At 37.5% G+C, this 15056-nt stretch carries 12 protein-coding genes; 3 read left to right on the top strand and 9 right to left on the bottom strand.

The window, feature by feature from the left end; translation table 11 throughout:
* Window positions 1–117 precede the first annotated feature (117 nt).
* Window positions 118–1110, top strand: a complete 993-nt coding sequence (locus tag J2786_RS13390) for a PLP-dependent cysteine synthase family protein (protein WP_047434153.1) — start codon at window positions 118–120, stop codon at window positions 1108–1110.
* A gap of 58 nt (window positions 1111–1168) precedes the next feature.
* Here the strand turns inward: J2786_RS13390 and J2786_RS13385 are convergent, their stop codons facing one another.
* Genes J2786_RS13385 through J2786_RS13375 form a run of 3 tightly spaced genes read right to left on the bottom strand, consistent with a single transcriptional unit; the run spans window position 1169 to window position 2957 of the window.
* Window positions 1169–1699, bottom strand: a complete 531-nt coding sequence (locus tag J2786_RS13385) for a hypothetical protein (RefSeq protein WP_310025538.1) — start codon at window positions 1697–1699, stop codon at window positions 1169–1171.
* A 37-nt stretch (window positions 1700–1736) separates the two neighbouring features.
* A complete protein-coding gene (locus J2786_RS13380; RefSeq protein WP_047434156.1) occupies window positions 1737–2039 on the bottom strand; it encodes a chaperone modulator CbpM in 303 nt (100 codons plus the stop codon).
* 3 nt (window positions 2040–2042) lie between these two features.
* Window positions 2043–2957, bottom strand: a complete 915-nt coding sequence (locus J2786_RS13375; RefSeq protein WP_047434158.1) for a DnaJ C-terminal domain-containing protein — start codon at window positions 2955–2957, stop codon at window positions 2043–2045.
* A gap of 93 nt (window positions 2958–3050) precedes the next feature.
* Between J2786_RS13375 and J2786_RS13370 the strand changes: the two genes are divergently transcribed.
* Window positions 3051–4250, top strand: coding sequence for a dicarboxylate/amino acid:cation symporter (locus J2786_RS13370; RefSeq protein WP_047434160.1), 1200 nt, complete (start codon window positions 3051–3053; stop codon window positions 4248–4250).
* A gap of 20 nt (window positions 4251–4270) precedes the next feature.
* On the opposite strand, the gene J2786_RS13365 is transcribed toward J2786_RS13370, so the two are convergent.
* The 3 genes from J2786_RS13365 to J2786_RS13355 all read right to left on the bottom strand — a co-directional run bounded on the left by J2786_RS13365 (window position 4271) and on the right by J2786_RS13355 (window position 7511).
* Window positions 4271–4654: a DUF779 domain-containing protein gene (locus J2786_RS13365; protein ID WP_047434162.1), complete on the bottom strand. Its 384-nt coding sequence runs from the start codon at window positions 4652–4654 to the stop codon at window positions 4271–4273.
* Between the two features lie 84 nt (window positions 4655–4738).
* Window positions 4739–5773, bottom strand: coding sequence for an alcohol dehydrogenase AdhP (gene adhP, locus J2786_RS13360; RefSeq protein ID WP_047434164.1), 1035 nt, complete (start codon window positions 5771–5773; stop codon window positions 4739–4741).
* Between the two features lie 208 nt (window positions 5774–5981).
* Complete coding sequence (locus tag J2786_RS13355) at window positions 5982–7511, bottom strand: aldehyde dehydrogenase family protein (RefSeq protein ID WP_047434167.1); 1530 nt, start codon at window positions 7509–7511, stop codon at window positions 5982–5984.
* A 183-nt stretch (window positions 7512–7694) separates the two neighbouring features.
* Here J2786_RS13355 and J2786_RS13350 point away from each other — a divergent pair, with 183 nt between their 5' ends.
* Entirely contained in the window at window positions 7695–8618 is a 924-nt protein-coding gene (locus J2786_RS13350) for a helix-turn-helix domain-containing protein (RefSeq protein ID WP_047434170.1), read from the top strand.
* Between the two features lie 77 nt (window positions 8619–8695).
* Here the strand turns inward: J2786_RS13350 and J2786_RS13345 are convergent, their stop codons facing one another.
* The 3 genes from J2786_RS13345 to J2786_RS13335 form a co-directional block, all read right to left on the bottom strand.
* Window positions 8696–10156 (bottom strand): RagB/SusD family nutrient uptake outer membrane protein, encoded by a 1461-nt coding sequence (locus J2786_RS13345; protein WP_047434172.1) that lies wholly within the window; start codon window positions 10154–10156, stop codon window positions 8696–8698.
* 14 nt (window positions 10157–10170) lie between these two features.
* Entirely contained in the window at window positions 10171–12966 is a 2796-nt protein-coding gene (locus tag J2786_RS13340; RefSeq protein ID WP_047434174.1) for a SusC/RagA family TonB-linked outer membrane protein, read from the bottom strand.
* Window positions 12967–13504: 538 nt separating this feature from the next.
* Window positions 13505–14947, bottom strand: a complete 1443-nt coding sequence (locus J2786_RS13335) for a RagB/SusD family nutrient uptake outer membrane protein (protein ID WP_310025532.1) — start codon at window positions 14945–14947, stop codon at window positions 13505–13507.
* Window positions 14948–15056: the final 109 nt, after the last annotated feature.

The following is a 15056-nucleotide window of genomic DNA, read 5'->3' as shown; positions in this document are numbered from 1 at the left end:
TTGAAAGTTATCGGTTGTCTTTCAATTGGTTCCAGTGTTATCCACAACTTATCCACATGTTATCCACAGCGCAGATAATTTTAAAAGCCTTATCTTTGTGCCGCTTATAAAACATTTATGAAATACGCAAAAAATATCCTTGAAACGATAGGTAACACACCGCTGGTAAAGCTTAACAAAGTATTAGGTGAAGATTTTCCGGCATTAGTATTAGCAAAAGTAGAGACCTTCAATCCCGGAAACTCAGTAAAGGACAGAATGGCTCTTAAAATGATAGAAGATGCTGAAAAAGACGGCAGATTAAAACCTGGAGGAACCATTATCGAAGGAACTTCCGGAAATACAGGAATGGGACTGGCATTGGCTGCCATCATTAAAGGGTACAAATGTATCTTTGTGACCAATTCAAAACAGTCTAAAGAAAAATGCGACATTCTTCGTGCTGTAGGTGCAGAAGTAATTGTTTGTCCTACTGACGTAAAACCTACCGATCCACGTTCTTATTATTCAGTTTCCAAAAGACTGGCAAAAGAGACAGAAAACGGATGGTATGTCAACCAATATGATAACTTATCCAACAGAGCTGCTCATTATGAATCTACCGCTCCGGAGATCTGGGAACAGACAGAAGGAAAACTGACTCATTTTGTGGTAGGAGCCGGAACAGGAGGTACAATCACCGGGTGCGGAACTTTCTTCAAAGAAAAAAATTCAGATATTAAAGTAATCGGAGTAGATACTTACGGTTCTATTCTTAAAGAGTTCCACGAAACAGGTGAACTGCATTATGACCATGCCTACACTTATATTACAGAGGGAATCGGGGAAGATATTATTCCTGAAAACTATGACATGTCTGTAATTGATCACTTTGAGAAAGTGACTGATAAAGATGGTGCTATCTACGCCAGAAAACTGGCGAAGGAAGAAGGTATTTTCTGTGGATATTCTGCAGGAAGCGCTATTGCCTCTTTAATTCAGATGAAAGATCAGTTCACGAAAGATGATGTAATTGTAGTTTTACTCCATGACCATGGTTCAAGATATGTAGGAAAAATCTACAATGACGAGTGGATGAAGGAAATGGGATGGCTGGAAGAAAGCAAATAAGCTAACTTATAAATCATAAAAAACGGAGCAAAATAATTTTGCTCCGTTTTTGTTTTTATCAGCTGATGTTCACTTTCTCTTTTAAGGTATTCTTAAGAAAACTGTATTCTTTCTCACTCATTGATTTTCTGGGAAACATATAGTTGTATTTTCCTTCAAGAGAAATAAATTCATGAGTGCTGTCAAAATACTCAAAATCTTTCCATTCGCTGGTTTCTTTTTCACCATCGATATTTACTGTGAAAAAGTTATTATCCAATCTTATTTCGTATACTTTACATCTTTCAAGCGTGCTTAGATAATGATTTACCTGTTTTTTCCATCTTGAAACTTTATTAACGCTTACGGATAAAAAAACCGCACAAAGCAAAAATATAAAGCTTAAAAAATATAGAATACCCTTACTTTCTTTGCTCAGTTGATCTTTCAAAAGAAAAACGATGAAAACAACTATGGCTGCTGCAATGGTGGCAATAGTTTTACTTTTTGTAGTGGGTGAAAAAAGCAGACTTCCCTGATTACCGCTAAAATAAATATCTTCAAAAATCTTCCTGTCAGGTTTTAGTGTAATCACCTTTTCTTCATTCATAATTATAGAGTTTGCTTTAAAAAGCTACAAAACTAAACTAAATATCTTCATATTGATCACTTATTGCAGAAAGTTTGTTCATCAGTTCTCTGTTTCTGCGGTTCAGTGCATCCAGCTTTTTCAGCATATTATGAATGACTTCAAGACCCGGCAGATTAATTTCGAGATCATAATGCCAGTTGGCAAATTTTTCCAGAGCGGGCAGATCTTCATACATCAGGTAATGAGTATTGTTTTCAATCTGAATATTCAGCAGCCCATAGTCTACAAGCTCATCAAAAAAAGTAATTTCTATATTGTAGATTTTTACGAGTTCTTCCCGTGATATTCTTTCACTCATAGCTTAGGAATTTTTTAGTTGTTCAAAAAGTTCTTTCTGCTTTTCGGTAAGGTTGGTTGGCAGTTTCACTTCATAGGTTACAAAAAGATCACCGTGTTCTCCTTCTTTTTTATAGACAGGAAAACCTTTTCCTTTCAGCCTTACCGTCATTCCGGTTTGGGTTTCCGGTTTCACTTTAAGGTTTACGCTTCCGTTGAGAGTTTGTACTTTTACTTCTCCGCCCAGAACGGCAGTGTACAGATCGATAGTAACTTTGGTTTTCAGATCATCACCGATTCTTTCAAAATCCGGATCTGCCGGGATATTGAAGGTAATGTATAAATCTCCGTTTGGTCCGCCGTTTACACCGGGATTTCCATGTCCTTTTAACTTGATTTGCTGCCCGTCGTACACCCCTGCAGGAATGGTGATTCTTACTTTTTTACCATTGATTTCAAAAGTTTGCGGATGAGTGGTTGCGGCATCTCTTAAATTGAGATTCAATTCGGCAGTGATATCCTGCCCTTTGAACTTGCCGGAAGCTCTTCCTCTGGAACTTCTGCCAAATCCACCAGCTGCTCCGCCAAACATATCCTGGAAGAAATCGGAGAAATCTTCACCTCCACCAAAGTCTGCTCCGGAGTATCCTCCGTTATAACTTTGCTGCTGATACTGTCTTTGCTGTTGCTGCTGGGCTTTTTCGTATTCTTCGCCGTGCTTCCAGTGTTCTCCGTACTTGTCGTATTTTGATCTGTTTTCCGGATTACTCAGCACTTCATTAGCTTCATTCAGTTCTTTGAATTTCTTTTCTGCTTCTTTGTCTCCGGGATTGAGATCGGGATGATATTTTCTTGCCTGTTTCCGGTAAGCTTTTTTGATGTCATCCTGTGTTGCGTTTTTATCTACGCCTAAAATTTTATAGTAATCTATATAAGCCATAGAAATGTGGTTTACCCAAATTTATGAATTTTAGGTCTGAAAATTGTATAACAGAATGTTAAAAATAAACCTATCTTTGATAAAAAGCTATACATGAAAGATGTATTGAAAAACTACTCCGGAATCATATTTTTACTTTTAGGAATCACTATTGGAAGCATCATAGGAATTGTTGCTCCCGGTTTTGTGGAATATATAAAACCTTTGGGGGATATTTTTCTTAATCTTCTTTTCGTGAGTGTAGTTCCACTGGTATTTTTTGCTGTTTCCAATTCTATTGCTTCTCTGGAGCAGCAGTCTAAATTCGGAAAGATCATCCTTGTGATGTCTCTTACCTTTTTATTCTTTATTCTCACCGCCGCAGTGTTTACCATCTGTGCTGTATATCTTTTCCCGGTCTCGGGTGTCTCAGGAAGTTCCGAGATGATTACAGAAGCTGCCAATGAGGATACCTGGGGTAACAGAATTGTAAGTTTCTTTACGGTGGGTGAGTTTACAGAGCTTTTCTCAAGAAGGAATATGCTTGCTCTTCTGGTATTTGCTTTTCTGACAGGATTTGCAGCCAGAAAAACAGGAGAAAAGGGACAGCCTTTCAGGGTTTTTATTGCTTCGGGGTATGAAGTGATGAAAGAACTTCTTTTGCTGGTTATGAAACTAGCACCCATTGGTCTGGGCGCTTATTTTGCCTATCAGGTTGCTACTTTAGGGCCGCAGCTTTTTGGATTTTATGCTAAACCTTTAGGGTTATATTATATTGCCGGAGTTATTTATTTCCTTGTGTTCTTTTCTATCTATGCATTCATGGCCAATGGACAGAAAGGAGTTAAAAGCTTTTGGACAAATGCCATTTATCCTACTTTAACCGCAATAAGTACATGCAGCAGTTTTGCAACAATGCCGGCCAATTTACAGGCAGCTTCAAAAATAGGAATTCCGAATTCTATTGCCAATCTCGTGATTCCTATCGGGACAACACTGCATAAAAACGGGTCTTCTATGTCATCTATCATTAAGATTTATGTAGCCTTTTTAATTATTGGAAGGGATTTTTTTGATCCTGCCAATCTGCTTTTAGCGTTGGGAATTACCGTTTTTGTGAGTATTGTAGCGGGTGGTATTCCTAACGGCGGGTATATTGGTGAGATGCTGATGATTTCTGTTTATAAACTGCCTCAGGAAGCGATTCCTGCGGTGATGATCATCGGAACTTTAGTAGATCCGTTGGCTACCGTTCTGAATGCTGTAGGAGATATTGTGGCAGCCATGTTTGTCAACCGGTTTGTAAAAGTCTGACTTGTTTTTGTTAAATTGCACTATTCACTACGTTTTACCGTTTCAAGGTTTTCATATTCTTCAGGAGTGAAAAGTCTGTAATGAACTTTGAAGGTTTTTCCCAAAGGAGTTTCCAGTGAGAAACCGCCAGGTCCGAAACCGTCTGTAACATCAAGGGTAAAATGTGAATATTTCCAGTATTCAAAAAGGTCGCGGTCTATCCAGAACTCATGTCCGTTAATGGTTCCGATCATCGCATCGTTCATTCTGGGAAAAAAACCTCCTTTTTCAAAGCATTGAGGTTGAGTACCTTCACAACATCCACCTGCCTGGTAAAACATCAGAGGGCCATATTGTTCTTCCAGTTTCCGGATTACTTCAAGAGCTTCATCTGTAGCGGAGAGTCTTGATATTTTTGTTTCCATTGTTTTTATTTTAGCTTAAAGGCATCTTATATTGATAAAGATCCCGGTAATTATATTAACCGGGATCAGCAACACATCATCAAATTAATTTGAGCCAGCAATATCTAAAACGATTCTGCCGTCAATCTGTCCTTTTTTCATTTTATCGAATACATCATTGATATCTTCAAGTTTTGCTGAAGTGACTGTAGCTTTTACCAATCCTTCGTTGGCAAAATCCAATGCTTCCTGCAAGTCTTTTCTTGTTCCTACAATAGAACCTCTTACGGTGATTCTTTTCAGAACGGTTTCAAAAATAGGAAGTTCGAAAGATCCGGGAGGAAGCCCGTTCAGGGCAATTGTTCCTTTTCTTCTCAACACATCTATTCCCTGCTTGAAAGCAATAGGTGAAACTGCTGTAATCAAAGCGCCATGCATTCCGCCGACTTCTTTATGTAAGTATTCTCCGGGATCAGTGTTTTTTGCATTCACTACCAGATCAGCTCCTAGTTTTTTCGCCAGTTCGAGCTTATCGTCTGCTACATCAATGGCTGCTACGTGCATTCCCATTGCTTTTGCATATTGAACGGCTACATGTCCCAATCCTCCGATTCCTGAAATGGCTACCCATTCTCCAGGTTTTGTTTCTGTTTCTTTTAAACCTTTATAAACGGTGACTCCGGCACATAGAATTGGAGCAATTTCAAGAAAGTTAACATCGGATTTCAAATGTCCCACATATCTTGAATCTGCAATGACGTATTCTGCAAATCCGCCATCGACACTGTAACCACCATTTTTCTGTGCTTCACAAAGGGTTTCCCATCCTGTAATACAATAATCGCAGCATCCGCAAGCACTGTACAGCCATGGAACACCTACAGCATCTCCTTCTTTCACAAAAGCTTCCGGTCCGCAGGCTACCACAATCCCTACCCCTTCATGTCCTGGGATAAGCGGCATCTTCGGTTTTGCTGGCCAGTCGCCATCTACAGCGTGTAAATCTGTGTGGCAGACTCCACAGGCGATGACTTTAACCAGGACTTCATATCTTCCGGGCTCTCTTACAGGTACTTCTTCTATTTTCAGAGGCTGGCCGTAGCCCTGAACTACTGCCGCTTTCATTGTTTTTGGAATCATATTTTATTTTTTGGATTGAGTTATTTTAAGTTATTAGTTTTTATCTCCGTTTCTGAACAGGTAATTTCCCTGCGTGAGGGATAGGAAGGGCGGCGAGGAACGAGCCGGTGCGGAATGCAATGGAGCACCGAAACGAAGTGCAGCCCTGGATAGCCCGACCGTTTTGCCCTGGATAAAGCCAAGGCAATCGGGCACGTCCTAAATAATATTAAAAGAAACCTAACTTATTCTTGTTATAAGAAATCAGCATGTTTTTGGTTTGACGGTAATGATCGAGCATCATTTTGTGATTTTCTCTTCCGATTCCAGACTGTTTGTATCCCCCGAAAGGTGCTCCTGCCGGGTAAGAGTGATATTGGTTTACCCATACTCTACCTGCTTCAATCTGACGTGGAATATTGTAAAGCTGGTGTGCATCCCTGGTCCAAACTCCGGCTCCAAGTCCATAAATAGTGTCATTGGCAATTTTCACTGCTTCTTCTTCGTCTTTAAAAGTGGTAAATGCCAGTACTGGTCCGAAAATTTCTTCCTGGAAAATTCTCATTCTGTTGTTTCCCTTAAAGATCGTAGGCTGAATGTAATATCCATCTTCCAGATCTTCTCCTAAATGATTCACATCTCCTCCTACAAGCACTTCCGCTCCTTCTTCTATTCCCAACTGGATATAAGAAAGGATTTTATCTTTCTGAATCTTTGAAGCCTGCGCTCCCATCATGACGGTTTTGTCCAGTGGATTTCCAACTTTGATGGCTTTTACCCTTTCAATCACTCTTTCAATAAAGGCATCAGCAATCCCTTCCTGAACCAGCAGCCTTGAAGGACATGTACAAATTTCTCCCTGGTTAAGGGCAAAAAGAACTGCACCTTCAATTGCTTTGTCTAAGAATTCATCATCTGCGTCCATTACAGAATTGAAGAAAACGTTGGGTGATTTCCCACCTAATTCCAGGGTTACAGGAATAATATTTTCTGTGGCATACTGCATCACCATACGCCCTGTAGCAGTAGAACCTGTAAATGCTGCTTTTGCTACTTTCGGATTGGTAACGAGAGCTCTTCCCAGCTCTGCTCCGAAACCGTTAACAATATTAATAACTCCCGCCGGTAAAAGGTCACCGATCAATTCCATTAAAACCATAATGGAAACAGGAGTACTTTCTGCAGGTTTCAACACGACACAGTTTCCTGCTGCCAATGCGGGAGCCAGTTTCCACACGGCCATCAGTATCGGAAAATTCCAGGGAATGATTTGTGCAATCACTCCAAGAGGTTCGTGAACAATTAAGGAAACAGTATCTTTATCCAGTTCGTTATGCGATCCTTCATCAGCACGGATTACTGAAGCAAAGTATCTGAAATGATCAATGGCCAAAGGTAAATCTGCTGCCAGTGTTTCTCTTACGGCTTTTCCGTTATCTATCGTTTCTACTGTTGCAAGATATTCTAAGTTCTGTTCTATTCTGTCTGCAATTTTATTCAGAATGATGCTTCTTTCTGTAGAGGAAGTATTTTTCCATGTCTGAAATGCTTTTTCAGCGGCATCCACCGCCAATTCCAAGTCTTCTTTGGAGGAGTGCGCTACCTGAGTAAAGTTTTTCCCATCCACCGGGGAAACTACGTCAAAATATTGTCCTTTAACGGGTGGAGTGAATTTTCCATCAATATAGTTATCGTATCTGCTTTTGAACTCCGGACGCTGTAAAAGCGTTGTTGATTTTGGTTCTGTAATAGTGCTCATATTAGTATTGTTTTTATTTTTTCTATACTGCCAAATTACACTGGGAAGCCAAAAAGTGTATAGCACAATCGTATAAAAAAAGTGGAAAATAGTGCAAGGGGTTCAATTTTAGTATTTTATTAACAGCAACGTACTCTCAAATTTTCTATATTTGAGTTACCTCCTTTTCAAAAAAATTTAGAAATGAATAACAATAGTAAGATTTTATTAAATACTCCTGAATTACATAAGGAAAGCCAACTATTGAGTCTTGTTGAAAACCAGACGAAATTCAATCTAAACAATTGTGAATTCAGTATTTATGAAACTCATAAGGCTGCTTTTGATGTAAAGCTTCATTTCGAGAATATTGCATTTACAGCAATGCTTAGAGGTAAGAAATATATGAAACTGGATAAGAAGACCAATTATTTTGATTATTATCCGGGAGAAAGTATTCTGGTTGCTCCGGGAGAAACGATGGTCATTGATTTTCCTGAAGCGGATGAAACGCCTACACAATGTATTTCCTTAAGCCTTAATCCGGATTTTATTGAGGATTCTCTTAATTACCTCAATTATCATCTTCCTAAAGTGGATGAAACTTCGCAATGGAATATTCAGCTGGATGAGTATTTTCTGTTTAATAATAAAGCTTTGGCCTCCGCCACCAACAATATCATGAGAATTGCGATGGATGATAATTCTCAAAAAGATATTATGGCCGATTTTGCATTGAAAGAACTTCTGATCAGATTGATGCAGACTCAGGCAAGAGGTATGGTAGAAAAGAATATTGTTAAAAATAAATCGAGAATAGGCTTTGTAGTAGATTATATTAAAAGAAATCTGCACCAGAAATTGTCTATTGACAGTATTGCCAAACTGGCTTATGTAAGCAAATCGAATTTCTTTAAAATGTTCAAAGACGAGTTGGGAACATCTCCGAATGATTTTATTTTGCAAGAAAGAATTACCAGAGCTAAAGAATTGTTAGCCAGCCAGATGAGCATTAAAGAAACAGCTTTTCAAACTGGTTTTTCAGATACCAACTATTTCACAAGGGTATTTAAGCAACTGGAGGGAGTAACCCCGAAAAGTTATCAGGACAGAATGATTATGAGATAGCCTATAGACAATATACCAATAAAAAAGGGCTCCAATCAATGGAGCCCTTCTTATGTAAAAAAACAATAATTACAAAATTAGTAACCTGTATTTTGTTCAATTTTTGGATTAGCCTGGATTGCCGTAATAGGAATTGGCCACTGCCACTTGAAGTTTCCAGCTGCTAGCGTCTGAGCAACAGAAGGGGTACCTGTACCGTCAAAAAGATCTCCTTTACCTGATCTCTGAACCGGAAGATTTAATCTCTTCAATGTATACCATCTGTCATTTTCAAAAGCAAGCTCCAGTCTTCTTTCTTTCAGGATAGCATCTAAAAGAGTCTGTCCTGTTTCTGTACCAGGAATAAATGAAGAATATCTTTCCGCTCTTAATTTATTTAGTAGAACTAATGCCTGTGCTCCATTACCTGTTCTGTAATATGCTTCAGCAACGTTTAGCAACACTTCTGCTCCTCTTAAATATTTAATTGAAACGATGTTAGCAGGACCTCCGTTTCCTGAATATTTTGTTACATGATTATAATTTTGTTTACTGTATACACTGGTAGTGAAATAAACAGGTTTTCTCACATCATTATCTGTATATGAGGTATACAGATCATAATCCACAACAAATTCAGATCTTAAGGCAGGAACTGATTGATTATATGCAACACCTACTGTATTTTGTTCTGATGCCGCATTTAACACCTGGAATAAAATTCCGTCCACATTCTTAGCATTATTTTCTTCTTTCCAAAGAGAAGTGAAATTTTTCTTTTCAGTAATGCCCGGTGACAGTCCTAATGCCAACTCTCCATATTCTACAGTCTTAGCATAGTCTCCTTTGTATAGGTATACTCTTGATAATAATCCATAGATAGCAGCTTTACTTAGTCTTCCTTTATCAGCATCATTTTGTGTAATATTATCGGCACCAAATAATAAATCAGCTATAATCTTATCATATACCTGCTCAACAGTTAAATTTCTAGATCCTGTATTGTTGAGAGGCTCATATTTTTCTGCGTAATAAATTCCGATACTGGATTTAGCTCCTGCAGATTGTGTTGGGATTTGGGAATATGCTCTTACAATATCAAAGTGAGCTATTGCTCTTAATGCTCTTGCTTCAGCTTCCAGATTTGTTTTCTGTGTTCCGGATAATACTCCGTTATTGATATATTTCAAAACGAAATTAGCTCGACTGATCACAAGGTAAGCAGCAGTATACAGTCCTGTTGTTTGTGAATTATCTGATGAGAATTCAAAGTTTGATGCAGCAAAATTGGTATTTCTACCTGTAGTTGTACGAACAAGGTTATCTGTGGTAAGATCACCCATGATAAGCTGATTTCCCACATCGCTAGTATAATACCCGGCTCCTTTAAGAGCTGTATAGGCACCATCCATAGCTTGTCTGAAGGTTTCAGGTCTGGTCATTGCCTGCTCCTGATCTTCATTGATTGATGAGATTTGATCTAGATTTCTGTCGCAAGACGTTAACGTAACAAAGGCAGTTAACGCAGCTAAACTTATTTTTATTATATTCTTTTTCATAAAGCTATTCAATATTAAAATTCTAATTGCAGTCCTACCAAGATTGTTCTTACAGCAGGGTAAGTATAAAGGTTATATGCTCCCGGAACGAACAATGCTGTAGATTCCCCAGATCCTACTGAAACCTCAGGTTCTCCATGGAATTTAGTCACTGTAAATAAGTTTTGTCCCTGTACGTATGCTCTAAGCTTATTGATAGGTGATTTATCTCCTAGGAATGCTTTATCAAATGTATATCCTAAAGTAAGTGATCTTAATCTTAGGTAATCTGATTTTTCAATCCACTGATCAGAATCACGCATACCGTTTGAGTCTACTTTTTGGAATACTCCTGTGTCTCCAGGATTTTGCCAAACCTGAGCAGCAGCCTGAGCCATATTTCTACCTGCAACAGCCAATGTTGGATCTACAGCAGCAGCGTACATGTTGTTATAAGTATATCCACCTAGCTTAAATGTGAAATCTGCACTGAAATCAAGTCCTTTGTACTGAACTGTAGTTCCGAATCCACCAAAACTTTTTGGGAATGGAGATTTATCAGTAATAGGAACTGCATTTGATGCGCTGTAAACATCTGTAACGTTTCCTGCCTTATCATAATACAATGCTTTTCCATTGCTTGGATCTACTCCGGCAAATCTAACATTATAGAATACATATGGAGCTTCTCCTACTTTCATATAAGTATCTCCTAAGTTTCTTTCTGTTTGCCCGTCTGCTAACTTATCAAGAATTGATTTCTGGAAAGACATATTAGCATGTAAATTCCACTGGAAATCTTTCTTTTTGATTACATCTACGCTAAGCTCAACTTCAAGACCTTTCTGAGACATATCTCCCGCATTGATATACTGATAGTATCCTCCTTCCTGCTTGTCCAAAGGTACAAGCTGTACGAAATCTTTTCTCTTATTCTTATATACTTCTACGGATCCACGAACTCTTCTGTTCCACATCGTGAAATCAACTCCTAAGTTGGTGATCGCATTAGACTCCCATTTAAGATTGCTGTTACCAATGATATAATAACCTTGTGAAGCTGTACCAGGATATGAAGTACCGTTAGGTCCATATAAACCATAACTGATATTATTAACGTTATAGTAGTCTGGTAAAGTACCATCGTTACCCGTTGTACCGTAAGATCCTCTAAGCTTTAAATCATTAATAAAACCACCTTTCATGAAATCTTCCTTCGCAATATTCCAAGCTGCACTTGCAGACCAGAAAACACCACTTTGGTTATTGGCACCAAATCTTGATGAAGCATCTCTTCTCAATGATCCTGTTACCAAATATCTACCTTCATAATCATAGTTTAGTAAACCTGCTAAACTGAATAAAGTATTTCTTACCTTAACACCAGTAAATGTATTTCTGTCAGAAGGTGTTGTAATAGATGGAACATTGATTACCGGAGATTTCAATCCGTAAGCACCACCATTCATTGTTTCGTTGTAGTTATCGTTATATTCGATAAATCCTAAGAAATCAAAGTTGTGGCTTCCGTATGATTTTTTATAATTAATGGAGTTATTCCAAGTATAATTAAATGTGTAGAATGAATTTTTGTTTAATGAACCTGTAGGAACTTTGTTCACTGTAATATCCAGGTTTGAACCTTTTTTCAACCACTGAGTTCCCATGTACCAATCGAAAAGTCCGTTAAAGTTTGTTTTAAACTTCAGGCCATCGATAATTTTATATTCTGCGAATAAGGTTACAGGAATTCTCAGTCTCTGATCATCTAATCTGTAATTACGGATCTGCTCAACAACGTTAGAACCCGCTCTCATTGTTTGATTATAGCTTCCGTCTGCGTTATAAACCGGCTCGTACGGAGCATATTTATACATGGCTCCAAATGGGTTCTGAGTATTGTTTCTGTCTCTGAAATTCTGAGTTTCCTGATACTGGACACCAAGGTTAATACCAACATTCAGTTTTTCACTCAGTTTATTTGTAAATCCAAAGTTACCTGTATATCTCTTAAGTCCGTCGATATCTCTGATAATCCCGTTATCAGAATCGTATCCTAAAGAGTAATAGAAAGTACTTTCTCTGGAACCTCCTTGCGCACTAAATAGGTAAGACTGAATGCTTGAAGGCTTTAACAGGTCCTTTTGCCAGTTGTGATCATACACAGCAAGTGCATCAATTTCCTGTTGAGTTCTTGGTTTAAATCCAAGGTAACCTAATTGATTCTGGAAATCCATCAATTCCCTAGAATTCATCATGGTGTAATTTTTGTCTCTCAACTTTTCACTAAAACCAAACTTAGTTTCAAATGAATAGTGAGTTTTCCCAGCTTTTCCAGCTTTAGTAGTTACCACTACTACTCCATTTGCACCTCTCGCACCATACTGTGCTGTCGCAGCAGCATCTTTAAGAATTGAAATAGACTCTACGTCTGCAGGGTTGATTGCACTGAACTGTCTTGCAGTCATATACATACCGTTTACTACATAAGTAGGCTCTGAAGAACCACCAACACCGGCAATACCTCTTACCTGAATGGTAGCAGCAGCACCTGGCTGCCCGGTAGTACTTTGTACAAATACCCCTGAAGCTCTACCCTGTAAAGAGTTACCGATAGACGTTGTAGGAGAGTTTCTTCTGATTTCGTCACCCCCAACAACAGCCTGAGCCTGGGTAATTTCATCTGCTTTTTTCTTCTGGTATCCAGTAACGATTACCTCATCGATCTTATTCTCCTTCAGAACAGAATCATTCTTAGATTTTTGCGCAAAAGCAGCTTGTCCTAAAAAAAACAAAGCTCCTGCACTTAATACATGTAACTTCACATTCATATTAACAGATTTTAATATATTCAAGGAACAAATATGTAGATAAATATCTGTAACATCAATTCATTAAACTCTGAAAACAGGCTTCCAGAACGGAGAAATTCACATTCATACTTGAAAAATGATAGAGAATCATTTTAATTGTATTTAAAAAATTAACAAAAAATAAGTCAATTTATACATTAACGGAATTTTAATAAATTTGAAAATTAAAATCAATTTACATCAATAATAATTTAAAGGTTAAAAAAATAAACCTAAAAACATTTTTTAACTAAAAAAATAAAATAAATTAATATAAAATTTTGATGAAAATGAAGAAAAAATCAACCTATTTTCTTAATTTTTATATAAAAAATACACCTTAAAAAGCAGAAGACCCCTATTTTAAAGAGGTCTCGCTTTAATTAACATTAAAAAAAGGTTAATATACTATATCTCTCAATCTGTTGAAAGCTTTTAATTTTTTCAGTTTATAATAATAAAAATAAAGAGTAATTTGGCATTTTATGTATAATTATTAGAAATTATAGTTTTGCTTTTAATAACCTGGGTTTTGAACAATATTTGGATTTGCATTTAGCTCATCTTGGGGGATTGGTAGTGCAAACTTATAACTGTTATTAGGAAGATTTATCGGATTCGCTGCAGGATAATTAGCAGAACTTGAAGAATAATCTGCCGGATCTCTATCAATAGTAACATTAGCTAATGTTCCCAATCTTTTTATGTCTATAAAACGGTGTCCTTCATAGGCTAATTCTAATCTTCTTTCTTTCAAAATACCTGCCCAGGCAGTGGTAACATTTGTAAATACAGGAGGAGTCTGTGCAACAGGAAACCTAGCATCCAAAATAACTTTTAATGCCTTCCCTACTCCAAGTAAATCTCCAGCAGCAGCTCTTGCTTCTGCTTTAATAAGATACATTTCAGAAATCCTCATTATTTTAAAATCATTATTAAAACCATTTGTTCCTGTAGTAGCAGCAGTAACAGTACCTGATTCAGTCCCACCATGTTTCTGAATAATTAGCTTATCTGTGTTTCTGTAATCAGCAGAGGTTGCATAGTTGGGATCAATAACAGAAGATGGTGCAACAATTACATTTCGTCTCACATCAGTTGGGTTTTGATTCAGAATATTAAACAGAGCACGACTTACTTCATACAATGGAGAACCATTTAAATTAGGAGCAACGGAACACCATCCGTTATGTAAATTAGTTGTTTGCGAATTTTGTTGGGCCGTTCTCTTTAATCTGAAAATAACCTCTTTATTGGCCGGTTCATTATCAGTAAAAAAAACTTTTCTGTAGTCACTTTGATTAGCTAACGTAACTCCAGATGTATTAATTACATCATCCGCCCACTTTTCAGCATTGACAAAATCTCCTTTATAGGCATAAGCGCGGGCTTTCAAACCCTTTGCAAAGTTTTTATTAGCAAAACTATTGTTTGGAATATACCCACTCAGACCATTATAAATTGTTATTGCAGCGTCCAGATCCTTATGAATTAGTGCATAAAAGTCTGCGTTTTTAACTCTTGGATTTTCTTTTTCAGCGGGTTCAAATATTCTATCAGCCAATATTCCTGCCAGTGCATTATCATCTTTTAAATTTGTTGAGTAATACGCCAATATCCTTAAATGTCCATAAGCTCTCATAGTAAGTGCCTCGGCTTTCAATTGGGAGATTAATGCAGCATCACTGGCATTAACAGGTTGTATACTGTCAGCATATTTAATTACTCTGTTCGCTCTTGCTAATGCTGTATAAGTCCCAACCCAAATATTTCCAGAAAGACCTGAAGAAGGAATCAATAAAAAGATATATTCTTGAGATATTCCCTGTCCTCCGTTTGCATATCCAATTCCAACCTCGTCAGTAAAAACAGAAGTAAAAACAGCTTCTGATCTGTTTGAAATGAGATTATATGTAGAATTCATAAGTTTCTGAAGATCTGAGGATTGTGTAACAGCCATTTCTTCAGTTAACGATCCGGGAGTAAAAGGACTTATCAGCTAATCATCACAGGCAGTAAGTAATATTCCCGATGTTATTACGATATATTTAAATATTTTTTTCATTGCA

It is taken from the genome of Chryseobacterium vietnamense (genome assembly GCF_031454475.1).
GTDB classification, from domain to species: Bacteria; Bacteroidota; Bacteroidia; order Flavobacteriales; family Weeksellaceae; genus Chryseobacterium; species Chryseobacterium vietnamense.
This window is presented reverse-complemented; position numbering and strand designations above follow the sequence as displayed.